Below are 24222 nucleotides of genomic sequence, written 5' to 3' on the forward strand. Positions count from 1 at the left end.
GGATTGCATCGTTGTTGCAGGTCACAACGGTGACCAGGTTAAGACCCATGAAGAACATGGCGCATGTCGACATCACCCTCGACGTCATCTGCGTCTGGTCCCACCTGGCCTTCACCCGCTACCAGCGGGTCGCCGCCGCTGTCGGCACCGCCTTGGACTTCGCCAAGGCGGTGGCCGCCGGCACCTTCCACGCCCACCGGGTGCCGCCTAGATGCTGCGCACCAGGCAGGTCACCAGGCGCTCCAGCTCGGCCTCGGGGTCGGCGGTGAGGCCGGCGTGGACCGGGCCGGTCTGCACGATCGTGCTGCGCGGGGCGGTCAGCCAGCGGAACCGGCTGCCGAGCGGCTCCCCGGCCAGCGGTCCCGCGTCGGCGGTGCAGGAGCGCTGGTAGGCGCCGAGAGCGTGCCGTACGCCGTCGAGATCGGCGTGGGCGTCGAGCGCGTGCAGCCGTGCCTCGTCCAGCTCCACCCGCGCGCACAGGTAGCCGCGCGGCTGGCAGTAGAGCACCACCCCGGCGTTGATCAGCTCGCCTCGCTCCACGCGGGGGATCACCCGGATCACGGCGTATTCGTAGACGTCTCTCACCGGCTGTCCTTCCAGAACGCACCCACCGAGCCGGTCTTCTTCTCCTGCCTGGGGGCGCTCGACGGTTCGGGCAGCCATGCGCGAGGTCCCTGCGCGCGGGCCAGCAGGTGTTCGACGTAGGCCTGCCGTACGGCCTGGGCTCCGTCGAACCCCGGCTCGTCGTCCAGCCACTCGTCGGGCACCTCGTCCACCACCCCGTCGAGGAAGTCCCTGGTGATCTTCTCGCTGAACTCGGCGTCGGCCTCCGCCATCCGGGTGGCGAACGGTGCCAGCACGTGGTCGTCGGCGTCGAAGCGGCGCTGCGGGTCGGCGGCGGGCCAGTTGTGGTGGAACCAGAGGGCGGCGCCATGGTCGATCAGCCAGACGTCGCCGTGCCACAGGAGCAGGTTCGGGTTGCGCCAGCTGCGGTCCACATTGTGGATCAGGGCGTCGAACCACAGCAGCCGGGAGGCGAAGTCGGGGTCCGGAGGCCAGGCGAGCGGCTCGAAGCCGAGGGCGCCGGGCAGGAAGTCGACCGCGAGGTTGTGACCCTCGCTGGCCTTGAGCAGGTCCTGGATCTCCTCGTCGGGCTCCCGCGCGCCGAGCTGCGAGTCGACGTCGATCACCTTCAGGTCGGGGGTGCGGAAGCCGAGCCGTCTGGCCAGCTCGGCGCAGATGATCTCCGCGACGAGCACCCGCCGGCCCTGCCCGGCCCCCCGGAACTTCACGACGTAGGTGCCGAGGTCGTCCGCCTCGACCACGCCGGGAAGCGAACCGCCCTCACGCAGGGGGGTCACGTATCGGGTGGCCGTGATCTGTTGCAGCACCCCGTCAGGCTACCCGGTCGCTCTCTCCCGGATGGCGCCCAGCATCACCCGCCGGATCAGGCCGCTGCCCGGCCGGATGACCCGCCAGTAGCGGCCCATGACCCGCCGGGCGTCCGGGCTGGTGGCCAGGAGCCTGGTCTCGGTCACCAGGCGGATCCGGCCCGGCCGGTCGTCGAGCAGGACGAAGCCGAACGCCGCCTTCACGTATCCGGGCTCGTCGAACGCCTGGAAGGCGGCGGGATCGTCGAAGGGCGGCAGGTTGTCGGACGTGCCCAGCCGCCACCACTGGCCCGCCAGCCCCTGGACCAGCTCACGGCCCGGGTCGGTGACCATCGGATGCGCGGAGAAGGCGGGTATGTCCCGTTGCTCGTGACCGTGACGGAGTCGTGCAACCAGGTTGCGCGCGGCGAAAAGCGGGCGGGCCGCCTTGATGTCGGATGGCTCCAGCGCATTGACCGCGTCCCAGACCCGCTCCCGAGAGGCGGGAACGGTGATCTCGTGCCGCTCACTGAAGTCGGGGTCGACCATGATCTGGTCAATCAGCGTGGGCACGGCTGATCTCCCTTTCCAGGTTGTCGAGGATCTTCTCTATCACCACGTCGTGCTTGCGGCGGATCACCAGTGGCCACATCAGCCGGAACACGCCCCCCGTGCGGCCCTTCAGCTCGTGCCGTACGAGCGTGCCGCCCTCGACGGGGTGGAGTGTGAAGCCGTGACCGCCGCTGAGCTGCGTGCCGGTGTCGAACCAGAGCCGGCGGCCGGGTTCGATGGCGCCCACCCGGTAGCGCATCGGGCCGTGCTCCACCGGCGCACCCGGGATCAGGCCCTCGGGCAGGCGGAAGGAGCTCTTGTCTCCGGGCCAGAGCCGATCCTGCTCGCCGCCGATCGTGGCGAGCAGTTCCCAGATCCGCTCGGGGGATGCGGGGATGACGCGTTCGTGCATGTTGTAGACCACGGACCATCTCCATACGGTTGCGTACGGTTCGACTATACGCTCCCGTATGGAAGACTGCGGGGGTGGGGCGGTTGACTGCGGGTGACTGGGCGAGGGCGGCACTGGACGCCCTGACCGAAGGCGGCCTGGGCGCGATCGCCGTGGAGCCGGTGGCGGTACGGCTCGGCACCACCAAGGGCAGCTTCTACTGGCACTTCGCCAACAGGCAGGCGTTGGTCGAGGCCGCGCTCGTGCTCTGGGAGGCCGACACCGAGGAGACCATCGCGGGGCTGCTGGAGATCGCCGACCCGGCCCCGCGCATGCGCAGGCTGCTGGAGGCGGCCTTCGGCGACTCGGCGGATTCGGCGGTCGCCTTCCGGCTGATCAGCGCCGCCGACGACCCACTCGCCGCCGAGGTGGCCCGCCGGGTGAGCGCGCGTCGCCTGGAGTTCATGCGGGCCACGTTGGAGGAGCTGGGGCAGCCACCCGAGCTCGCCCGCCGGCGCGCCGTCGCCGGTTACGGCGTCTATCTGGGGATGGCGGCCCTGCGGCGAGTCGGCGTCGTCGACGAGCCCTTCGACCACTTCGTGGAGCTGGCCCTCGCCGAGATGGGCGTGAGCACCGGCTGAGACCCGTGGCGGGTCTCAGCCGGGCAGCCGGGCCACGGTCACATCTTCGCGATGACCTCCTCGGCGAAACGCTCAAGGGTGGTGATCTTGAGCTCGATGCCGTCGCCGTGCTCGGCCTTCTCCTCAGGGGTGGCCAGCCACCAGGGGGCGGCAAGGGTGCCGGTGACGCCCTTGGCGGCGAAGCGGCGGTAGGTGCGCGCGTCGGGCATGACCGCGAGGGGAGCGATGATCTCCAGGGCGTCCTCCGGCCTGCCGTACTCCTTCAGATGGCGCCTGAGACGGATGAGGATCTCGTCGAGTTGATCCTCCGTGTAGACGCGGTTGCCCATCCAGCCGTCGCCGATCCTGGCCGCGCGGCGCAGGGCCGCCTCGCTGTCGCCGCCGATGAAGAACGGCACCGGTCGCGCGGGGACGGGGGAGATCGACAGCGGGCCGTAGGTGAAGTGGGCGCCGTGGTGCTCGACCGTGCCGCCCGCCCAGAGCTCGCGCAGCGCCGGGATCATCTCGTCCAGCCTGCGGCCACGGGTGTGGAAGTCCTGACCGGTCTGGACGAACTCCTCCTTGCACCAGCCGACGCCGACGCCGAACGTCACCCGGTCCTTCGAGAGCACCGCCGCCGTGGAGACCTGTTTGGCGACCGTGAACAGATCGCGGGCCGGGGCGACGTAGACGTTGGGGGCGAAGCGCAGATTCGAGGTGACCGCGGCCATCGCGCCGATCGTCACCCACACGTCGGGCCAGTGGGTCTCGGCGTTCCAGCGGGGCGCGCCGGTATCGGAGTAGGGATAGGGGGAGTCGAAATCGGCGTAGAAGATGTGGTCCGACAACGTGAGCGTGTGGATGCCGCACCGTTCCGACACCTTGGCCAGCTCGATGAACTGGTCGGTCTCGACGAAGGACGCTCCAAGCCAGAACTGCACGGATCCTCCGGGTTCTTCGGATGGGAAAGCCGGGGGCGGGAAGGTCAGTCGGAGAACTCGGGGATGACCTTGGTGGCGAAGAGCTCGAGGTTGCGCTTGACGGTGTCCAGGGGCAGAACCCCCTGCTGGCCTTGCATGAACAGGCCGAACCACTCCAGGTCGGGCATCCGGTCGAGCATGCGCTGGATGCCGCGTTTGACGTCGTCGGGACCTCCGAGCAGGGCCATCTCGACCTCGTTCATCCGCTTGTAGTCGCCCTTCTCGGGGCTGATCGGCTGATGCCTGTCGTCCTCCTTCTTGCGCAGGACCTCCAGGTAGCCGAACGGGCCGAAGAAGGCGGCGAAGTCCTTCTGCATGCTCGTGCCGTAGGTGGCGATGGCCTCCTCCCGGGTGTCGGCCATGCCGACGATCTTCAGGATGCCGGTGTGCTCGCCCAGCTTGTAGTCGCGGCCGCACTTGGCCGACTCCTCCTGGTAGAGCCTGGCCTTGGCGGCGTGCTCGTCCGGGTTGGGAGTGAACATCCACGGCAGGATGTCCTCCTGGGCGGCCCGGACCACCGAGCGGTCGGAGATGGTGAACGGCTGCCACAGCTCGGGGTAGGGATTCTGGTACGGCCGGGGGCAGACGGAGATCGCCTGGATCTTCCCGTCGTCGTCGATCTCGCCGGGGGCGCCGAACGTCCTGGTCCACTCCTGCGCGGGCCAGCCCTCGATGCCGTCGAACGGAGCGGGGACCTCGTAGTCGAGGACTTCGGACTTGTAGCGGAGCGTCTCCTGCGTCCAGGCCATCTTCATGATGTTCAGCACCTCGCCGAACACGTCGAAGTTGCGGTTGTCGGCGTTCGATCCGTCCGATCTGGCCGCGGAGGCGTGCCAGCGCTGGCCCAGGACGTTCATCCAGCGGTTCTGGTAGCCGCGCGCCACGCCGAGCCGCAGGCGGCCCTTGCTGAACTGGTCCAGGAGGGCCACGTCCTCGGCCGCCCTGATCGGGTCCCAGGCGGGCAGCACCAGGCCCAGCGGGGCGAGCAGGATGCGTTCCGTCCTGGCCGCCAGATCGGTGAGGAACATCAGCGGGTTGACCGAGAACTCGAAGCCTTCGGAGTGGAAGTGGTGCTCGGTCATCATCAGCGCGTCGAAGCCGAGCTGGTCGGCGTGGACGGCGATCTCCCGCACCTCGTCCAGCAGCTTCTGGTAGGACTCGGTGTCGCGCCCGATGGGCCTCCTGGCTCTGGCGTTGTCCTCCTGGCTGTAGCCCGAGCCCGGGATCTGCGGATTGAGCATCAACGAGAACTTCAAAGCAGGCTCCTTAGCCAGTCCGTGACGACGAGGAGGAACTCCCCGGGGCGTTCCTCGTGCAGCCGATGGCTGCTGCCCTCCCAGGTGACGGCTCTGGAGCGCGGGTCCTTGAACAGACTCGCCTCCCACGCGGCCTGGGCCGGGTCGAACCAGAAGGTCAGCACCGGGCAGGTCCGGCGCGACAGGTATTCGTCGGAGTTGGGGCGGACGCCGAGCGCGTCCGGCCCGCCGAACATCGCCTCGAACGCCTGCAACAGCACGTGTGGGGGTGTGGCGAGGATCCGCCGCCGGTGCCACTCGCGCAGCCATCGCGGGGTCGCCTCGGTGGAGGTCCACCGGTCGTTGCGCAGGCTGACCGCGAGGGGGTCCTCGCGCATCTGCTCGATCATGGAGGGGAAGGCGGCGGCCACCGCGCCGGTGAAGCCGTAACCCGGATCGACCGTGATCAGTGCCCTGACCAGTGAGGGGTGTTCGACCGCCAGGTGGGAGACGATCTGGCCGCCCATCGAGTGGCCGATCGCGACGCACGTGCCGATGCCGAGCGCGCCGCAGAGCAGGGCGAGGTCCTCGGCCATCCGGCGGGGGGTGTTGCCGGACTCCGGCGCGCAGGAGTATCCGTGCCCGCGCACGTCCACCGCGACGACCCGGTACCGCTCGGCGAGCGCGGGGATGTGGTGGACCCACTCGTGGGAGTCCGATCCCAGGCCGTGGACGAGCAGCAGCGTCATCTCACCCGAGCCGTCGTCGGTGTGGAACAGCCGCACGTCGCCTAAGTCCGTGAACGCCATGAGCGCCCTTCCGTGAGGATTGCCCGCCTGGCAAGCTACCCTAGGAATGGTAACCGAGCAATCGCTTGGTTTAGCAAGGGATTGCTCGGTGCGAGGGAACCGGAGGCTGTCATGCGGCTGGGTGTCACGATGTTCGCCACCGACCGGTCGATGCCGGTCGCCGAGTTGGCCAGGGCCGCCGAGGAGCGCGGGTTCGCCTCCGTCTACCTGCCCGAGCACACCCACATCCCGGTCTCGCGCCGCACGGCTCCCGCCGCCGGGCAGGCCGTGCTCCCCGAGGAGTACAGCCGCACCCTCGACCCGCTGGTCGCGCTCTCCCACGCGGCGGCCGTGACCGGCCGGATCACCCTCGGTACCGGCATCATGCTCGCCGCCCAGCGTGAGCCCATCGTGACCGCCAAGGCCGTCGCCACCCTCGACCACCTGTCCGGCGGCCGGATGGTGCTCGGCGTCGGATTCGGCTGGAACGTGGAGGAGATCGAGGACCACGGCGTCGCCTACGGCTCCCGCCGGGAGGTCGCGCGCGAGCACGTGCTCGCGATGAAGGCGCTGTGGAGCGGGGACGAGGCAGGTTTCGAGGGGCGTCACGTGAGCTTCGAGCCGTCCTGGTCCTGGCCCAAACCGGTGTCGGGGCCGCCCGTCTACATCGGCGGCGCGGCGGGCCCGAAGCTCTTCGCCCACGTGGCCGAGTACGCCGACGGCTGGATGCCGATCGGCGGCAGAGGCGTCCGGGCCGCGCTTCCCGCACTGCGCGAGGCCTGCGAGAAGGCAGAGCGCCCGATGGCCCGGGTGATCCCGTTCGGGACGCTGCCGAACGAGGAGAAACTCCACTACTACGCGGAGATGGGCATCGAGGAGGTCGTGCTCAGCCTTCCCAGCGCGCCCGCCGCGGACGTGCTCCCGGTGCTCGACGGTTATGCGGGCTTCCTGGCGTGAGCGGGTTTTCCGGGACGATCAGAGGATCGTTATAGTCGGGTGCCATGTCGCGTCCGGCTCCTCTCCGGCCGGAGGACCCCCGGCAACTCGGTCGCTACCGGCTGACCGGTCGCCTGGGCGCGGGAGGGCAGGGGGTCGTCTTCCTCGCCGAGTCCCCACGGCACCCGCGCGTCGCGGTCAAGCTGCTGCACGCGCGACTGCTGGACGACGAGAAAGTTCGTCGCCGCCTCGCCGGCGAGATCGAGGCCGTACGGCGGGTCGCCCCCTTCTGCACGGCCCAGGTGCTCGACGCCGACCTCGACGGCGACCGCCCCTACATCGTGAGCGAGTTCGTCGACGGAGTCTCGCTCCAGGACCACATCGAGGCCGAAGGGCCCCGGGTGGACGGCTCGCTGGACCGGATCGCGGTCGGCACGGCCACCGCGCTGGCCGCCATCCACCGGGCCGGAGTGGTCCATCGCGACTTCAAGCCGGGCAACGTCCTGCTCGGCATGGACGGCCCCCGGGTGATCGACTTCGGCGTCTCCCGGATGATGGACGCCACGCTCACCACCGGCAAGATCCCGTTCGGCACCCCGGCCTACATGTCTCCCGAGCAGATCAGGGGCGAGCCCGCCGGACCGGCGGCCGACATGTTCGGCTGGGCGCTCACCGTCGCCTTCGCCGCCACCGGCCGCCACGCCTTCTCCGCCGATTCCTACCACGAGGTGCTGGCCAGGATCCTGTACGGCAAGCCTGACCTGGGACCGCTGAACGGCCCGCTCCGGGAGCTCGCGGTCGCCTGTCTGGCAGCCGATCCGGGGGATCGGCCGGTCGCCGAGGAAGTCCTGCGCCGGCTGTACGGAAACCCCGCCTCCCGGCGGGACGGCACTCCCGCGACCAATCCGACGCCGGCGGCCGGCGTCGCGGCGGCCGAGCGTCCGGCGGGGGGTTCTTCGACGGCGGAGTTGCCGGCGGTGGAGGCGGGGGGTTCTTCGACCGCCGAGCTCCCGGCGGTGGAGGACGCGGGGAACGCGACGGCGGAGTTGCCGGCGGTGGAGGATGCGGGGAACGCGACGGCGGAGCTCCCGGCGGTCGAGGCGGTGACGACCGGCTCGTGGGCGGCAGGGGTCCCGACGGCCGGACTCCCCGCGGTGCGAACGTCGCGGGGCCGGCGCCGATGGCTGCCGATCGCCGCGGTGATCACGGCCGTGGCCGCCGCGGTCACGGCGTTCGTGTTCCGGTCTCGCGACGACTTCCCCTACGCGGGCACCTGGATCGGCGTCGCCGTCCACTCCAGCGCCGAACGGGTCTTTCCCGTGGAGGTCCGGTTCGCGCCGGAGGCCGCCAGCATGAGGTGGGGAGCGGACCTGCACTGCGCCGCACGGCTCTCCCGGACCGCCGCCGCCTCGACCTACCGGCTGGACGGGGTCGCCGGCGAGGAGTGCTATCCGGGCACGGTGGTGTTCTCCCGGCCTACCTCCGACAGGCTGGCCTTTCAGGTGATCAGGGCGGGTGGGAGCGAGGTCCGCTACAGGGGTGACATGACCCGTTCCCCATGACTCGAGCATCACCTGAGGGTCACGGTCCGGGGCACAAGCACTTCGCCCCCGTTGACTACGGGGAATCCCTCTTCTTGAGTGGATGGTGGTGAGGGGAGGCTGGTGTGCCGTATGCACAACCACTCAAGACGGGGGATCTCGAAAAACTAGGGGAATACGCGATCGTCGGCCGCTTGGGCGAGGGCGGTCAGGGGGTGGTCTATCTCGGGGTGCACCCCGAGACGGGCTCCGAACCCTACGCGATCAAGCTGCTGCACGGCCCGCTCGGGGAGGAAGAGGCGGTCTTCCTGCGCGAGGTCGAGCTCGCCAAGCAGGTCGCCCGATTCTGCACCGCACAGGTGATCGGCGCCGGGCTGGCCGGTGACCGTCCCTACATCGTCAGCGAATACGTCGAAGGTCCCTCGCTGCACAGCGAGGTCACGGCCGGCGGCCCCCGGGGAGGAGGGACGCTGGAGCGCCTGGCCATCGGCACGGCCACCGCGCTCGCCGCCATCCACCGCGCCGGGATCGTCCATCGCGACTTCAAGCCGCAGAACGTGCTGCTGGGCCCGGACGGTCCCAGGGTCATCGACTTCGGCCTGGCCAGAGCCTTGGACGCGGGAGCCGCGCAGGGCGGGCGCGGCGCGGGCACGCCCGCCTACATGGCGCCCGAACAGGTGGAGGGCGCCGGGCTCTGCCCGGCGGCCGACGTCTTCTCCTGGGGTGCCACGATCTGCTTCGCCGCCAACGCCCACGCTCCGTTCGGACAGGATTCGATCGCGGCCGTGCTGCATCGCATCCTCACCGCGCCGCCGGAGCTGGGCTGTCTCGACGGACGGCTCGGCGCGCTGGTCGCCGACTGCCTGGAAAAGAACCCGCGCAACCGTCCCACCAGCCAGGACCTGCTGTTGGCGTTGCTCGGCGACGACGGCGCACGGCCGGTGGCGAGGTCGTCGTCCCTCACCAGCCTCGTGGTGTCAGGGGCCCCGCCGGGTCCGGCGCCATCGGGTTTCCCGCGGAGCCCGGTCCTGCTCCGGTCCCTGCCGGGCGCCGCCCCGCCGACGGCGTCCGGCCGCGCCTTCCACGGTGTCCCCGGAGGGCTCGCCGAGCCGCGGACCCGTCCGGGGCGGGCGGCCACCAGGGCTTCGGTGGCGGTGTCGGGCGCGCTGCTGGTGAGCGCGGCCGTGCTGGCGGGGGTGCTGATCCCGGCGCTGAGCGGGAATGACGACCAGGTCCTGCAGGACAGGCCCGACAGGCCGACGGGGGCGGCCGGCACGCGGGTCGAGCTCACTCCGCAGCCGGCCCGGGCGACCCGCCCGCTCAAGCCTGTGCCGAGCGCGCACGCCAGGACCACCTCTCCCTCGCCGCGGGCGTCCGCGCCCGTCGCGGGGGTGGCGGTGCCGGCGCTCGCCGGCCTGGATCGTTCCGAAGCACTGCGCCTGCTCGAAAAGGCCGGGCTGGCCGCCGGCACCATCACGCAGGCCGACTCCGGCCGCCGGGTCGGACAGGTGCTCGCGAGCCGTCCCGTGGCGGGGGCCACGGTGGCGAGGGGAACGAGGATCGACCTGGAGGTGTCGGCGGGAGTGCCGGTGCCGTCGTTGGTCGGGCTGCGCAGGAAACAGGCCGAGGCCGCCCTCGCCCAGGCGGGGCTGGTCGCGGGCGAGGTCACCACGCGCTGCGCGGGAGAGCCCTGGGGGCAGATCCTCGCCAGTGCCCCGCGCGCGGGCGAGCGCGTCTCCTCCGGCAGCACGGTGGCGCTCGTCGTCTCCAGGCGTGGAGCGGCGGTGCCCTCGGTCGTCGGCCGGAAGGAGGCGGACGCGCGGAGTGTGCTGACCGCGGCGGGCTTCAACGTACGGGTGCGTCCCCGGCTCGTCGGCGACGCGTCACGGTCCGGTGTGGTGCTGGCGCAGCGGGGCGCGTCCGGTCCGTGCGCCCGGCCGAACGCCGTGGTCGTGATAACGGTCGGCGTCGGAGGGCAGAGCGGTCCCGGGCCGGGGCCCGATCCCGGGCCGGGCGAGTCGACCGCCCCCGCGGACCCCACGGGTTCCGACGTGCCCGACCCCGTCGTGGACATGGGGTCGGGCTGACGCGCCCGGCCCCGTTCCGGCGGGATCCGGCCTACCGGCCGCGCGTGCCTGAGGGCGCGGGGTAAGGCAGGCCGTACGTCGGAGGATGCGGGGTAAGGCAGGCCGTACGTCGGAGGATGCGGGGTCAGGCAGGCCGTACGTCGGAGGGTGCGGGGTCAGGCAGGCAAGCCGTATATGCCGAAGGCGGCGGCGAGCAGGTTCTCCCTGACCTCCTCCTCCGGCAGGTCGATCGTCTTGACCACGACGTACTGCAGCGCGCCCATGAGCGCCCAGGCGCGCACCCTCCGGGTGGGGTCCGGGTCCGGGGAGGTGAGGCGGGTGTAGATGACGTCCCGGAAGGCACGGATGGCCTCGCCGGGAGAGCCGGGCGGGGCGTCGTCGGCGCCGCTGATGTCCTCCATGATCAGGCGGATGATAGTCCGGTGCCGGACCGCGAAGGTCACCAGCGCCTCGGTGAACTCGCGCTCGCCGCCGAAGTCGGTCTCCAGCAAGGCCACGATGTCCTCGGCCGCGGGCGCGATCAGCTCGACGGCCAGCCGGTCCTTCGGATGGAAGTGGTAGGCGACGGCGGTCTTCGTCAGCCCGACGGCCGAGGCGATGTCGGCCAGTGAGGTCGCGGCGTAGCCACGTTCGGCGAAGAGCTGGCGGGCGGCGTCGAGGATCCGGCTACGCGTGTCGCAGCCGTGCTCAAGTGTGGTCATCATCTCATTTCCACGTGTTCTAGAGCATTCCTGGATATTCGCGCCTACGCTTTCATCGTAGGTTCTGTACGACCGTACAGTACGATGTTTCAAGCATATTTCAGACTTTAATAGGGCGGTCACCATGTCTGGTTTGCTGGGGCGACTGGGAAGTTGGTGCGCGCGGCACGGCAAGGTCGTGCTGGCGCTCTGGGTGACCGCGGCGGTGCTGCTGACCGCCGGGTCGATCATGTTCGCCGGTCCGGTGAGCAACAACGTGGCCATACCCGGCACCGATGCCCAGCGGGCCCACGACCTGATGCGCCACGGCTTCGGCCCCGGATACGACCCCGGCGGCACGGTTCAGCTCGTGCTCTACTCCGCCGACGGCCCCCTCACCGACAAGCCCCGCAAGCTCGCGGTGCAGCGGGCGATGGCGGAGATCCGCAAGGTCCCGCACGTGGCGGAGGTGCTGACCCCCTACCGGATCGGCGGCTTGGCGCCCAGCCTGCAGATCGGCCTCATCACGGTCAAGCTCAAGGGCCACGACAACGGCAAGCTCGCCGAGACCACCCGGCTGCTGTCCGAAGCGGCCGACCCCGTGCGCGCGCTGGGCGTGGAGGCGGTGCCCGCCGACGCCTCCACTCCGGCGGACAAGGAGATCAAGACCGGGACCAGCGAGATCATCGGCGTGGTCTGCGCGCTGCTGGTGCTGCTGTTCGCGTTCGGCACGCTGGTGGCCGCGATGATCCCCATCTTCACGGCGCTGATCAGCATCGCGACCGGCCTGGGGGTGATCAGCCTGCTCGGCCATGTCGTGGACGTTCCCAAGCAGGCCTCCATCATGGCCACGATGATCGGCCTGGGCGTCGGCATCGACTACGCGCTCTTCCTGCTCAGCAGGCACCGCCGGCTGCTGGCCGACGGCCTGGCGGTGCATGACGCGGTACGCAGGACGGCCGCGAGCTCGGGCGGCGCGGTGGTGTTCGCCGGCGGAACGGTGATCATCGCGCTCAGTGCGCTGATGCTCGCAGGCTTCCCCATGCTTCAGACGCTCGGCTGGATCACCGGGATCTCGGTCATCTGCGCGGTGCTCACCTCGATCACCCTGGTTCCCGCCCTCCTCGGCCTGCTCGGGCACCGCGTCAACGCGTTGCGCCTGCCTTTCGTGGGCCGTCGCAAGAGCGGGGACGACCCCTCGGGCTGGTCCGCCCTGGGCTCCTGGGTCGCCAGGCGGCCCTGGAGCGTGCTCGCGCTCAGCGTCCTGGTCCTCTCCGCCCTGACCGCGCCCGCCCTCGCGCTCAAGCTCGGCCCGCTCGACGACGGCTACGGCGACCGGGGCACCGACGCCCGCCGCTCCTACGAGCTCATGCAGGCCGGCTTCGGACCGGGGATCAACGGGCCGCTGGTCGTGGTCGCCTCTTTGCAGGAGAAGGTGGTCGACCGCGACCCCGCGCCCGCCGTACTCCAGGTCCTGAAGGACGGGGTCGCCGCGGTCGAGGGAGTGGCGCACGTCGGTGACCCCGTGCTGAACGACGACGGCACCGCCGTCCTGGTCCAGGCCGTCACCGAGTACGCGCCCAGCGACGCCCGGGCGCTCGACGTGGTCAAGGACGTGCGCGCGATCCGGGTTCCCGGGGCCCAGGTGCACGTGGGTGGCGAGGTGGCCGCCATGGCCGACGCGAGCGCCAGGATCGCCGGCCGAACCCCCCTGGTCGTCGGTGTCGTGGTGCTGCTCAGCGCGTTGTTGCTGCTCCTGGCGTTCCGGTCGCCGATCGTCGCGATCAAGGCCGCGCTGATGAACCTGGTCTCACTCGGCGCCGCGTTCGGCGCGCTCTCGCTGGTCTTCTCGCTCGGCCTGGGCAGCGGCCTGGTCGGCATGGACGCGCCGGTGGGGGTGGACGGCTCCTACCTGGCCACGCTGTTCTTCACGGTGCCGATCGACGGCTACATCCCGCTGATGTTGTTCGCCGTGCTGTTCGGCCTGTCGATGGACTACGAGGTCTTCCTGCTCACCGCGGTACGGCAGGCGTATCTGCGGCGCGGTGACAACCGCGGCGCGGTGGCCGAGGGCCTGGGCACGACCGGCCGGGTCATCACCTCCGCCGCGCTGATCATGGTCGCCGTCTTCGTCGCCTTCATCGCCTATCCCGACCCCATGGTCAAGATCTTCGGCGTCGGCCTGGCCGTGGCCGTGGCGGTGGACGCCACCATCATCCGCGGCTTCCTGGTCCCCGCGACCATGGTCCTGCTCGGCAGGTTCAACTGGTGGTGCCCCCGGTGGCTGGACCGGATCCTGCCCGATCTCTCCGTCGAGGGGCACGAGGAGGAGTCCGCCTCCGGCGTGCCCAGCAGGGAACTCGTCGGCGCCGGCCGGGAGTGACCGTCAGTCGAAGACGATCACGCTGCGTGCCACCGCGCCCTCGCGGACGTGGCGGATCGCCTCGTTGACCTCCTCCAGCGGGACTCGCTCGCTGACCAGCCGGTCGAGGTCGAGACGGCCCCGCATGTACTGCTCGGCGAGCATGGGCAGGTCGCGCAGCGGGGCGGCGTCGCCGCCCTGGGTGCCCATCAGGCGCCGGGAGGCGAACAGCAGGCCGGGCTCGATGGTGAGGGGCCGGTCCTGGGGCGGGCTGCCGACCATCACGGTCGTGCCCCCGGGCCGGGTGGCGGCGAAGGCCTCGCCGAGCACGCTGGGCACGCCGGTGACGTCGAAGGCGTAGTCCACGCCGCCCCGGACGATCTCACCGACCTGCCCCGGCAGGTCGGTGGAGAGGATCGTATGGGTGGCGCCGAACTCCTCGGCCAGCTTCAGCTTGGGCGCGGCGACGTCGGCGGCGACGATGGTCGTGGCGCCGGCCAGCGCGGCCCCCTGGACCACGTTCAGCCCGACGCCGCCGCAGCCGACCACCAGCACGCTGGAGCCCGGGATCACCCCGGCCACGTTCAGCACCGCGCCTACCCCGGTGACGACTCCGCAGGCCAGCAGGCACATGGTGTCGAACGGCGCGTCCTTTGCGATCTTCACGCACATCGGCTCGTTGACCACGGCGTACTCGGCGAACGAGCCGATGCCGATCATCGTTCGGGCGTCGTCGTCGTCCACCTTGATCCGGGTGGTGCCGTCGCGCATCGTGCCCATGACGGCGGCCAGCCGGGCCGGACCGCCGCACAGATGGAAGCGGCCGGCGCCGCAGTTGCGGCAGCGTCCGCAGGGGCCGTTCATCGCGATGATCACGTGGTCGCCCGGCTTGACGGCGGTCACGCCCGCGCCGACGCTCTCCACGATCCCCGCGCTCTCGTGACCGAGGACGAAGGGCAACTGCCGCACCACCGGGCTCTTGCCGTCCAGCGCCTTGATGTCCGACCCGCACACCCCCGACGCCTTGATCCGGACGCGGACCTCACCCGGGCCCGGCTCGGCGATCTCGACCTCGCGGATCTCCAGCGCCGCCCCGAATCCGGTGAGCACGGCCGCACGCATCAACATCAGTCCGCTCCCGTCGCCGAAGATCCCGTGCGTTCCGCACGCTAGCCGGGACCAGACTCATAAGCAATCGGTTGCTTGGTTAACCGATCGCGCGATCACCGTGCGGCGCTCCATTGACACTCCTGAAGCGCCAAATCTACGCTGGCGAAACCAAGCGAGCGCTAGGCCAAATTAGGTTCGGGTGCGAGCCGTACGGCATGGCAGGGAGTGATCCATGAGACGGCAGGCAGTGCGGCTCGTCGGCCTGGTGACGGCGGCGGCGCTCGCCGCCGCCGGCTGCGCGGCCGAGCGGAGGGCCGCCGGCGGCCCCGGCGCGGCGACCGGGACGGCCGGGGTGACCGACACCACGATCACGGTGGGCGGCGTCCTCACCAAGACCAGCGCGAGCGGCTATTCGACCAAGGACGCCGAGATCGGGGCCAGGGCCCGGTTCCAGCGGGCGAACGAGGCCGGCGGGGTACACGGCCGCAAGATCCGGTTCGTCGGAGCCGAGGACGACAACCAGGACGCGGCCAAGGGAGACGCGGCGGCCAAGAAACTGGTCCAGCGGGACAAGGTCTTCGCGCTGGTGCCGGTGCACGCGCCCAACTTCGGCGGCGCGACCTTCCTGGAACAGCAGGGCGTGCCGTGGTTCGGCTGGGCGACGGGCCCGCAGTGGTGCGGCACGAAGACCGGCTTCGGCTACAACGGCTGCCTGGCCCCCAAGCGGGGGGCGGGCTCGCAGACCTGGTGGGGCAACCAGATGGCCGATCTGATCGGCGGGTCGGCGGGCAAGACCGTCTACATCCAGACGACCGACTCCAGCGGCAGCAAGTACGGCGGTACGACCATCTCCCAGTCCTTCCAGGCGGCGGGCTTCACGCTCGCGGGCCTCAACTCCGGTCTGCCCGCCGCCGCTCCGCCGCCGGACTGGCTGCCCTACGTCAACAAGATCATGACTTCGAACGGCGGCAGGGCCCCGGACCTGGTGGTCTCGATCATCGCCGGGACCAAGTTCAACACCGGCCTGTACGCCGCGCTGAAGAAGGCCGGCTACAAGGGCCTGCTGTCCGACGCGACCAGCTACGACGCGGCCATCCTGAAGGACCCGGCCACCGCCCAGGCGCTCGAAGGCGTGATCGCCGCCCCCATGTTCGAACCCTTCGAATCCCGGGCCCCGGAGATCGCCCAGCTCAAGGCGGACGTGGCGAAGGCCGCCCCGGGCGCCGCGCTGACCCAGCACCTCGCCATCGGCTACTGGGCCGCCGACATCTTCCTCAAAGTACTCGAACAGACCGGCAGGGACCTGACCAGGGAAAGGTTCCTGGCCACCGCCAACGGCTCGTTCAGCTACGAGAACGCGGGTTTCGGCAGGATCCGCTACCCCAGGGACCACACCGAGCCCAACGGCTGTGGAGCCCTGGTCAAGCTGGAGGACGGAGCCTTCACGGTCGCCAGGAACATGAAGTGCTTCGACAACGTGCCGTTGAAATGAACACGCCGCCGAAACGGCGGCCCGAACTTGCCGCTCGCGAGACTGGCGGGCCACGTGGGCGGCGGGGCATGGGCGGCCGGGGTGTCCGCCGCGGACATCCCGGCGCCCAGGTCGGTCCCGGCGGGAATCCAGGCCGGTCCTGACGGAAAGGGGCGCGAGCACCGTCCCTCGCCGAGGGAAGGCACGAACAGGCGCGAGATCTCGGGGTGAAGGCCCTTATGTCAGAGTTCGTTGGTTACATCCTTAGCGGCCTCGTCACCGGCGCCGTGTTCGCGGTCATGGCCTCCGGGCTGACCCTGTCCTACGCGGCGACGGGGGTCTTCAACTTCGCGCACGGAGCCGTCGGTTTCCTGGCGGCGCTGCTGTTCTTCGAGCTCGACGCCGGGTTGGGCCTGCCCGCCTGGGCGGCAGGGCTGGTCGCGGTGGGACTGTTCTCCCCGCTGCTGGGATACGTGCTGCACCGGGTGATGTTCCGTGGCCTGGCGCAGGCGGGGGAGACCGCACAGATCGTCGCGACCATCGGGCTGACCATCGCGCTGCCCGCGCTCGGACTGTGGGTCGTCGACCTGGTCGCCGAGCCGTTCGGTCTGCCGCGCGCCGACGCCACCTCGCTGCCGCACGGCCTCGGTCCCCACCCGGCGGTCCCCTTCGCCCTCGGCGGCGTCCGCCTCGACTCCGACCAGCTCATCACCTTCGCCTTCGCGGCGCTGGCCGCCGCGGGACTGTGGGCCTTCATGCGGCACACGCCGTACGGCCTGCGGATGCGCGCCTCGGTGGACCGTCGCAGACTGGCCACCCTGCGCGGGATCGACGCCGACGCCTCCTCCGCCATGGCCTGGGCGCTGGGCTCGACGCTCGCCGGGCTCGCAGGCGTGCTGGCGGCCTCCACCCTGGGCCTGGACTCCACGTCGTTCACCGTGATGCTGTTCGTCTCGGCGACGGCCGCGGTGTTCGGCCGGCTGAGGTCGATCCCGTGGACGTTCGCGGCCGGGCTCGGGCTCGGCGTCGTCCAGAACCTGGTCGCCGGATACGCCGACTTCGCCGAGGACGTCACCGGGCTGCGGACCGCGGTTCCGGTGATCCTGCTGTTCGCCGGGCTGATCCTGCTCAACCGGCCGGGGGACAGGATCGCCGGGTCCGCCGCCGAAGACGTCCCGCCCCCCGACCACCTGGCCGACCTGCCGCCGTGGCGCCGGCGCCTGCCGTGGGCGGCCGGCCTGGCGGTCCTGCTCGTCTGGACCCTCACTCGGTCCGCCGACGACTTCTACGTGGGCGTGGTGGCCCAGGGGCTGGTCCTCGCGCTGATCTTCTGCTCGTTCGTGGTCGTCACCGGCATCGGTGGCATGGTCAACCTCGCGCAGGCGTCCTTCGCCTCGATGGCCGCCCTCACCTGCGGCTGGGCGTTCTCCTCCGGACTGCCGTTCCCGGTGGCGATCCTGCTCGGCGTTCTCGGGGCGACCGCCGTGGGGGTGCTCGTCGCGCTGCCCGCGCTGCGGCTGGGCGGCCGCGTACTGACCCTGGCCACGCTGGCCCTGGCCCTTCTGGCCGATCAGGTGCTGTTCCAGATCGACGCCTTCAGCAACGGCACGATCGGCTGGCCGTTGCCCGCGATCGGGCTGGGGTTCACCGACACCGCCGATCCCCGGGCCCGGGTCGTGCTGCTGCTGGCCCTGATCGGGCTGGTCGGGCTGCTGGTGCGCAACCTGGAGCGCTCGGCTTCGGGCAGGGCCGTACTGGCCGTCCGCTCGGCTCCCGCGGCCGCGACCACCTCGGGCATCTCCGCTCCCCGTACCAAAATCATGTTGTTCGCGCTGGCATCCGGGATCGCCGGACTGGGCGGTGTGCTGTTCGCGACCTCCAAAGGCTCGGTCACCGCCACCGACCTGCCGGCGTTCGCCGGCTTCGGCTGGCTGGCCGTGGTGGTCCTGCAAGGCGTCCGCCGGATCGGCGGCGCCGTGCTCGGCGGCCTGGTCGCCGCGCTCTTTCCCGAACTGCTGGCCGGATGGCACGTCTCCGCGCACGTCGGCGCGATCCTGTTCGGCGCCGGCGGCGTGATCCTGGCCAGGCATCCCGACGGAGTGCTCGCCCAGCTGGCCGAGAGCCGCCACCGCAGGCGGCGGGGCGGGCGACGGCGTGCCGGCGTGCTCGTCCCAGGAGCTGACGGGGCGTCGGCCGAAGGGGTCGGGACGTCCACGGCCGGGACGCGCGAGACTCCTCGCCCGGAGCGGACGCGGACGTCGCCGGCCCGGTCGTCCCCGCGGGGGGATCCGGGCCCGTCGCTCCCGGCGGAGGCCGCGGGCGCGCTGTTCCGGCTGGAGAACGTGGTGGCGGGATACGGCGACGTCACGGTGCTGCGTGGCGTGGACCTCGCCGTCCGGCCGGGTGAGGCGATGGCACTGCTCGGTGCGAACGGCGCGGGCAAGTCCACGACCTGCGCGGTGGCCGCCGGAGACCTGCCGGTCACGGCCGGACGGGTGATCCTGGACGGGGTGGACGTCACCTCCTGGCCCGCGCACCGCCGGGCCCGGCAGGGCGTGCTGCTCGCCCCGGAAGGTCGTGGGGTGTTCCCGTCATTGACGGTGGAGGAGAACCTGCGGACCTGGCTGGCCGACCCGGGCCCGGTCTATGACCGGCTGCCCCAGCTCGCCCGGCGCAGGAGCGTCGCGGCCGGCGCGCTTTCCGGCGGCGAGCAGCAACTGCTCACCCTCGCTCCCGCGCTGGTCAGGCCGCCTCGGGTGCTGATCGCCGACGAGCCGTCGCTCGGTCTGGCGCCGCTCGTCGTGGAGCAGGTCTTCGCGGTCTTCGCCGAGCTTCGGGAACGTGGCGTCGCGCTGCTTCTGGTGGAGGAGAAGGCCACCTCGGTCCTGGAGATCGCCGACACGGTCACGTTCATGCGCCTGGGCAGGTCCATCTGGACCGGTCCCCGAGCCGAGGTGGACGGTGCCCGGCTCACCGCCGCCTACCTGGGGGTCTCGTGAAACGGGGGAGCGGTGAGGACGACGTCGGTGGCGGGGCAGGGGTGGTGGGACCGGTGAGCGCGGCCCTGACCGTCGAGGCCGTGTCGATGTCCTTCGGCGGTGTGCAGGCGCTCGCCGACGTCTCCTTCGAGGTGCCGAGGGGTCAGGTCTGCGGGGTGATCGGCCCCAACGGGGCGGGCAAGACCACGTTGTTCGACGTGATCTCCGGGCTCCGCCGGCCGACCTCCGGCTCCGTCTCGGTGGCGGGACGCGACATCACCGGCGTTTCGGCGGTACGGCTGGCCCGCGGCGGCCTGCGCCGTACCTTCCAGCGCACCCAGGTGTTCGGCCGGTTGACCGTGGCCGACAACGTGCTGGCCGCGATCGAGTGGCGGGGCGGAGGCGGAGGACTCCTGGGAGATCTGGTCGGTGGCCGGACGCGCCGGAGGCTGGAACGGGAGCGTGGGGAACGCGTGGACGAGGTGCTCGCGCTGTGCGGGCTGACCGAACTGCGCGACGCCTACGCGGCCGCCCTCCCGGTGGGCCGGCGACGCCTCGTCGAACTGGCTCGCGCTCTCGCCGACGACCCGTCGCTGCTGCTGCTCGACGAGCCCACCTCGGGCCTCGACGCCGACCAGACCTCCTGCCTGGAGGAGGTCATCAGGGCGCTGGACACCACGATCCTGCTGGTCGAACACGACATGGGCTTCGTCATGAACGTCTGCGACCGCCTCGTCGTCCTTGACCTGGGCAGGGTCATCGCCTCGGGCGCCCCCGCCGAGATCGGTGACGATCCCGTGGTCCGAGCCGCCTACCTCGGCTGACCGGCCTGGCAGACCCTCATGGATCGCATGGGGCCGATTGCGCTCGCCGTTTCTCCCCGGAATTCATGTCAACTCTTAATTCGTAGTTGATCCCGATAACGCGGGCGAAATGTGTTGGGGAGAGGCGGAGGTTTTATCGCCATGCCACTTGTTTGCCTCCTCTCAACTATGTCAACGGGTGATGTCTCATGCTTCGAAGGTACTTTCTGGCTGATCGCCGCGGTGACGGCGTGATCGATCGGGCTTTCCCGTCATTAAGAACGACAGGGGGATTTAAGTGCTTACTCGGAGAAATAGATGGGCGCCAAGCTCCATCTCCAGCAAACGAGTGGGGGGCCTGGCCGCCGCAGCCGTGGCCAGCGTCCTCATGGTGTCGTCGAATCAGACCCCGGCCGGCGCGGCCACCGGGCAGGCCGAATGGGCCGCCTCCCGTCCGGTAGAGGGCGGTGACCAGGTCTCCGCCCTCCTCTTGGCGCGGCTCGGTGAGGGGCAGGAGCTCGTCGAAGGCCAGAGTTGCTGCCGGCGAAGGCACTGCGGATGCTGTTGCAGAGGCGGGCGAGGGCCCCGGGGCTTCAACGGGAAGAACGGTCACAACGGCAAGAACGGCTTCAACGGCTTCAACGGCGTGCCCGGACCGCCCGGACCCCCCGGACCGCCCGGACCGCCCGGACCGCCCGGACCTGCGGGGGGTCTCACGGGCCTTGCCGGTCCCGCGGGTCCCGCGGGTCCCGCGAGCATCAATGGTATTGACGGTGCTGTAGGCCCGGCAGGTCCTGCGGGCCCGGCGGGTCCCGCGGGTCCCGCGGGCCCTGCGGGTCCGGTAGGTCCGGCGGGTCCTGCTGGACCGGCGGGTCCCGCGGGTGTCAACGGCGCTGACGGCGCGGTAGGTCCTGCGGGTCCCGCGGGCCCCGCGGGCCCTGCGGGCGTCGACGGCGTTGACGGCGCGGTAGGTCCTGCGGGTCCTGCGGGTGTCAACGGCGTTGACGGTGCTGTAGGCCCGGCAGGTCCTGCGGGCCCTGCGGGTCCGGCGGGTGCCAATGGCGTTGACGGTGCTGTAGGCCCGGTTGGCCCGGCGGGTGCTGTAGGTCCGGCGGGTCCTGCGGGTCCGATCGGTTTGACCGGTGCCGTGGGTCCGGTGGGTCCGGTGGGTCCTGTCGGTCCGGTGGGCCCTGTCGGCCTGACCGGCGATGTCGGCCCCGTGGGCCCGGTGGGTCCCGTCGGTCCGACCGGTCCGGTCGGTTCCGTCGGCCCGGTGGGTCCGATCGGTTTGACCGGTGCCGTGGGTCCTGTCGGTCCGATGGGTCCGGTGGGTCCTGTCGGTCCGGTGGGCCCCGTCGGCCCGGTCGGTCCTGTCGGCCTGACCGGTGACGTCGGCCCCGTGGGCCCGGTGGGTCCTGTCGGTCCGACCGGCCCGGTCGGTTCCGTCGGCCCGGTGGGTCCCATTGGTTTGACCGGTGCCGTGGGTCCGGTCGGCCCCGTCGGTCCGGCCGGCCCTGTCGGACCTATCGGTCTGACAGGACCCATCGGTCCCATCGGCTTGAACGGCTTGAACGGTGCCGTCGGCCCGGTCGGGCCTGTCGGTCCCATCGGTCCCGTGGGGCCCATCGGTCCCATCGGCCCGGTCGGTCCGGTCGGGCCTGAGGGTCTTGTCGGCCCGACCGGTCCTGTCGGTCCCATCGGTCCCATCGGTCTGGACGGGCCTGTCGGTCCGGCCGGTCCCATCGGCCCCGTCGGTCCCATCGGTCCGGTCGGTCCGGTCGGGCCTGAGGGTCCTGTCGGTCCGGTGGGCCCTGTCGGTCCCATCGGTCCCATCGGTCTGGACGGGCCTGTCGGTCCGGCCGGTCCCATCGGCCCCGTCGGACCCATCGGCCCGGTCGGGCCCACCGGTCTGAACGGTCTGAACGGGCCTGCCGGTCCGGTCGGGCCTCAGGGGCCTCCCGGGGTCTCGGGGGGCGTTTCGTGAAGTGACGGCGCGGGCTCGCTCGGCGGGGAAGAGCCGCAAGCCACGGAGTTTCGACCACGCACGAGCTCGCCGGACGCGCCCGGCGGGGCCGTAGGAATCCTGGCTCCACGAGCGACCTGTCAGTGAGATTCCGTCGCCGAACGGTTCGGACGGCAAGCGGGGTTTTCCCTGGCGGCGACATGCCGCCGAGCTGAGTGCCACCGGCGAGGGAAAAGAGTGAATGTCGCGCCCGGTTGATACCGGGCGCGACATTCACCGTTGGGGCCGGGTCGCACGGCCTCTCGTCGCGTGCTGAGCGCGGAGGGAGTTCCGCCTCGTCCTGGGAACACGCAGCCCAGCACATCAACAGACATGTCGGCTGATTTGCCAGTCGCTTCCAAGTCCTCCCCAAGTCCTCCCCGCCATGCTCTCGCCTCGGGAAGCAAGTTTGGGGAGAGAACGCAAATGTGGGCACGATTCACCGCCGTGGCCGGCCTGGTGCTGGCCGGTGTGCTGGCCCTGCCTGGCGTCGCCATGGCAAAGCCGAAAGACCTGGACGTTCCGGTGGGGACATGGCTGGCGGCCAGGACGCATCCTGCCGTGCAGTTGACCTCGGTGTCCTACACGGCCGACGTGGCCGTGCCGACCCCGGTGGCGAACCTGGAGGCCATCAAGAGACTGACTCAGCAGGGGGTCGCCGCCGTCCAGTCGGGCAAGATCTCGTCCGACGAGAACAGCATCTACCGGTGGGTCGTCCAGCAGATGGCCAAGGATCCGGGGCGCTACTTCTCGCCCGGCGCGCCGGAGCGGGTCGTCGAGGCGACGGCCGGCGGGCTGTGCACCGGATGGTGGGTCACGCCGGACGGCTACATGGTGACCGCCGCCCACTGCGTCGGGCAGGAAGACAGCGAGCTGGCGGAGACCTTCGCGACCCAGGCGCTCACGAAGATAAACGAGAAGGACGCCGCCGATCTGGTCGCCGACCTCGGTGAGATCGCCTCCGACGAGGAGATCGTCCGGACGGCTGCCAAGATCTTCCAGGTCTGGAACGCGGACAACATCAAGATTCGCAACGTCAAGAGCTCCCTGTCGCTGCTGCAGAGCCTGCCGGGTGGCGGGGTGGACAAGACGGCCAAGGCGGTGCCGATCGAGCTGGTCGCCAAGGGCACGGTCTACCCGGGTAAGGACGTCGCGATCCTCAAGGCGAACGGGCAGAACAACCTGCCGACCGTGCCGTTGGGTCAGGATGCGGACGTGCGGGTGGGAGACACCCTCTACATCAGCGGGTTCCCCGGCACGGTGACGCAGACCTCGATCTTCAACCTGGAGTCCAAGCTCGACCCGGCCTTCACCGAGGGGCCCTACAACGCCGGCCGTCAGACCCCCGAGGGCGTGCCGTACATCCAGACCCAGGCTCCCTCTTACCCGGGCAACTCGGGTGGTCCGGTGTTCAGCAAGGACGGCAACGTCGTGGGCATCCTGGTCGGAGGCCTGATCCAGCAGGACGGAGGCTCCACCGAGGGGGAGAGCTTCGTGCTGCCGGTCAGCATCGTCAGGGAGAAGCTCAACGAGAAGAACATCAAGTCGGCCGAGTCGGTGACGACGAAGACTTACAACGAGGCACTCGACCTCTTCTTCGCCGACCACTACTCCGACGCGTTGCCCAAGTTCCGTGAGGTCCAGGCGTTGCAGCCGAACCACCCTTACGTCGCCAAGTACATCACCGACTCCCAGCAGGCCATCACCGCGGGCAAGGACGAGAGCTCCTCGTCGGTCCTGCCGTGGGTGCTGTGGGGCGCCGGAGGCCTGGTCGCCCTGTTCGTGATCGGCGGACTGGGCATGGCGCTCAGGGGCAGGCGGCGGCCGAAGCCCCCGACGCCCTCGTTCACGCCCGCGCCGTACGGCGCGCAGCCCGGCCACCTGCCGCCGGGGCGAGGGCACCAGTACGACCAGCACGGCCGCCCCGTCCAGTACGACCAGCATGGCCGCCCCGTCCAGTACGACCAGCACGGCCGGCACGGCCAGCCGTACGAGGTGCCGCAGCAGCACTACCGGCAGCGGCCGCCCTACCCCCTCCCGGCCGCGCCCGAAGACGACCGGACGGCTCGTCCGCAGCCGCCGTACGGGGCGCCGCAGCAGAAGCCCGGCCCCGGAGCGAACACCCGGATCGCCGGCCTTGAGGCGGAGCTGGAGCAGTTGCGCCGCAACATGGGGCAGCGCCCGCCCGACCAGCGCTGACCCGTCACAGGAGGCGGCGGAAGCTCCTTCGGCCTGTGCGGTCCCCTATCGAGGCCCGGAGCGGCGAGTCCGCTCGGGCCTCGCCCGGGAAGGACTCCCTTACGATTTACCCAAGCG

The 24222-nt window shown here is 70.9% G+C and carries 18 protein-coding genes; 9 read left to right on the plus strand and 9 right to left on the minus strand.

The window, feature by feature from the left end:
- Positions 1 to 207 precede the first annotated feature (207 nt).
- Genes ACQPYK_RS10730 through ACQPYK_RS10745 form a run of 4 tightly spaced genes read right to left on the minus strand, consistent with a single transcriptional unit; the run spans position 208 to position 2346 of the window.
- Positions 208 to 585 (minus strand): DUF3037 domain-containing protein, encoded by a 378-nt coding sequence (locus tag ACQPYK_RS10730; protein ID WP_433253679.1) that lies wholly within the window; start codon positions 583 to 585, stop codon positions 208 to 210.
- Positions 582 to 1391 (minus strand): HipA family kinase, encoded by an 810-nt coding sequence (locus ACQPYK_RS10735; protein ID WP_433253681.1) that lies wholly within the window; start codon positions 1389 to 1391, stop codon positions 582 to 584. The genes ACQPYK_RS10730 and ACQPYK_RS10735 overlap by 4 nt, the downstream gene beginning before the upstream one ends.
- A 9-nt stretch (positions 1392 to 1400) precedes the next feature.
- A complete protein-coding gene (locus tag ACQPYK_RS10740) occupies positions 1401 to 1943 on the minus strand; it encodes a hypothetical protein (protein ID WP_433253683.1) in 543 nt (180 codons plus the stop codon).
- Complete coding sequence (locus ACQPYK_RS10745; protein WP_433253685.1) at positions 1927 to 2346, minus strand: SRPBCC family protein; 420 nt, start codon at positions 2344 to 2346, stop codon at positions 1927 to 1929. The genes ACQPYK_RS10740 and ACQPYK_RS10745 overlap by 17 nt, the downstream gene beginning before the upstream one ends.
- 71 nt (positions 2347 to 2417) lie before the next feature.
- Here ACQPYK_RS10745 and ACQPYK_RS10750 point away from each other — a divergent pair, with 71 nt between their 5' ends.
- Complete coding sequence (locus tag ACQPYK_RS10750) at positions 2418 to 2954, plus strand: TetR/AcrR family transcriptional regulator (RefSeq protein WP_433253687.1); 537 nt, start codon at positions 2418 to 2420, stop codon at positions 2952 to 2954.
- Positions 2955 to 2992: 38 nt separating this feature from the next.
- Here ACQPYK_RS10750 and ACQPYK_RS10755 read toward each other — a convergent pair whose 3' ends face one another.
- The 3 genes from ACQPYK_RS10755 to ACQPYK_RS10765 are packed head-to-tail and all read right to left on the minus strand — an operon-like array spanning position 2993 to position 5957.
- Positions 2993 to 3874, minus strand: coding sequence for a TIGR03619 family F420-dependent LLM class oxidoreductase (locus ACQPYK_RS10755; protein WP_433253689.1), 882 nt, complete (start codon positions 3872 to 3874; stop codon positions 2993 to 2995).
- Between the two features lie 44 nt (positions 3875 to 3918).
- Complete coding sequence (locus ACQPYK_RS10760; protein ID WP_433253691.1) at positions 3919 to 5169, minus strand: LLM class flavin-dependent oxidoreductase; 1251 nt, start codon at positions 5167 to 5169, stop codon at positions 3919 to 3921.
- Positions 5166 to 5957, minus strand: a complete 792-nt coding sequence (locus ACQPYK_RS10765) for an alpha/beta fold hydrolase (RefSeq protein ID WP_433253693.1) — start codon at positions 5955 to 5957, stop codon at positions 5166 to 5168. Before ACQPYK_RS10765 ends, ACQPYK_RS10760 begins: the two co-directional genes overlap by 4 nt.
- A gap of 111 nt (positions 5958 to 6068) precedes the next feature.
- Here ACQPYK_RS10765 and ACQPYK_RS10770 point away from each other — a divergent pair, with 111 nt between their 5' ends.
- The 3 genes from ACQPYK_RS10770 to ACQPYK_RS10780 all read left to right on the plus strand — a co-directional run bounded on the left by ACQPYK_RS10770 (position 6069) and on the right by ACQPYK_RS10780 (position 10500).
- Complete coding sequence (locus ACQPYK_RS10770; RefSeq protein WP_433253695.1) at positions 6069 to 6893, plus strand: LLM class F420-dependent oxidoreductase; 825 nt, start codon at positions 6069 to 6071, stop codon at positions 6891 to 6893.
- A gap of 44 nt (positions 6894 to 6937) precedes the next feature.
- Positions 6938 to 8434, plus strand: coding sequence for a protein kinase domain-containing protein (locus ACQPYK_RS10775; RefSeq protein ID WP_433253697.1), 1497 nt, complete (start codon positions 6938 to 6940; stop codon positions 8432 to 8434).
- Positions 8435 to 8538: 104 nt separating this feature from the next.
- Positions 8539 to 10500, plus strand: a complete 1962-nt coding sequence (locus ACQPYK_RS10780) for a protein kinase domain-containing protein (protein ID WP_433253699.1) — start codon at positions 8539 to 8541, stop codon at positions 10498 to 10500.
- Positions 10501 to 10655: 155 nt separating this feature from the next.
- Here the strand turns inward: ACQPYK_RS10780 and ACQPYK_RS10785 are convergent, their stop codons facing one another.
- The gene (locus tag ACQPYK_RS10785) at positions 10656 to 11204 is read right to left on the minus strand and encodes a TetR/AcrR family transcriptional regulator (protein WP_433253701.1); all 549 of its coding nucleotides are present in this window, start codon (positions 11202 to 11204) and stop codon (positions 10656 to 10658) included.
- Between the two features lie 121 nt (positions 11205 to 11325).
- Here ACQPYK_RS10785 and ACQPYK_RS10790 point away from each other — a divergent pair, with 121 nt between their 5' ends.
- Entirely contained in the window at positions 11326 to 13563 is a 2238-nt protein-coding gene (locus ACQPYK_RS10790; protein WP_433253703.1) for an MMPL family transporter, read from the plus strand.
- Between the two features lie 3 nt (positions 13564 to 13566).
- On the opposite strand, the gene ACQPYK_RS10795 is transcribed toward ACQPYK_RS10790, so the two are convergent.
- The gene (locus ACQPYK_RS10795) at positions 13567 to 14670 is read right to left on the minus strand and encodes an alcohol dehydrogenase catalytic domain-containing protein (protein ID WP_433253705.1); all 1104 of its coding nucleotides are present in this window, start codon (positions 14668 to 14670) and stop codon (positions 13567 to 13569) included.
- 214 nt (positions 14671 to 14884) lie between these two features.
- Here ACQPYK_RS10795 and ACQPYK_RS10800 point away from each other — a divergent pair, with 214 nt between their 5' ends.
- From ACQPYK_RS10800 to ACQPYK_RS10815, 4 genes are all read left to right on the plus strand, one after another.
- Positions 14885 to 16144, plus strand: coding sequence for an ABC transporter substrate-binding protein (locus tag ACQPYK_RS10800; protein WP_433253707.1), 1260 nt, complete (start codon positions 14885 to 14887; stop codon positions 16142 to 16144).
- Between the two features lie 218 nt (positions 16145 to 16362).
- A complete protein-coding gene (locus tag ACQPYK_RS10805; RefSeq protein ID WP_433253709.1) occupies positions 16363 to 19122 on the plus strand; it encodes an ABC transporter permease subunit in 2760 nt (919 codons plus the stop codon).
- Complete coding sequence (locus ACQPYK_RS10810; RefSeq protein WP_433253711.1) at positions 19119 to 19925, plus strand: ABC transporter ATP-binding protein; 807 nt, start codon at positions 19119 to 19121, stop codon at positions 19923 to 19925. The genes ACQPYK_RS10805 and ACQPYK_RS10810 overlap by 4 nt, the downstream gene beginning before the upstream one ends.
- A 2407-nt stretch (positions 19926 to 22332) precedes the next feature.
- Positions 22333 to 24105: a trypsin-like peptidase domain-containing protein gene (locus ACQPYK_RS10815; protein WP_433253713.1), complete on the plus strand. Its 1773-nt coding sequence runs from the start codon at positions 22333 to 22335 to the stop codon at positions 24103 to 24105.
- Positions 24106 to 24222: the final 117 nt, after the last annotated feature.

This window comes from Streptosporangium sp. CA-135522, from assembly GCF_050949235.1.
GTDB lineage: Bacteria > Actinomycetota > Actinomycetes > Streptosporangiales > Streptosporangiaceae > Streptosporangium.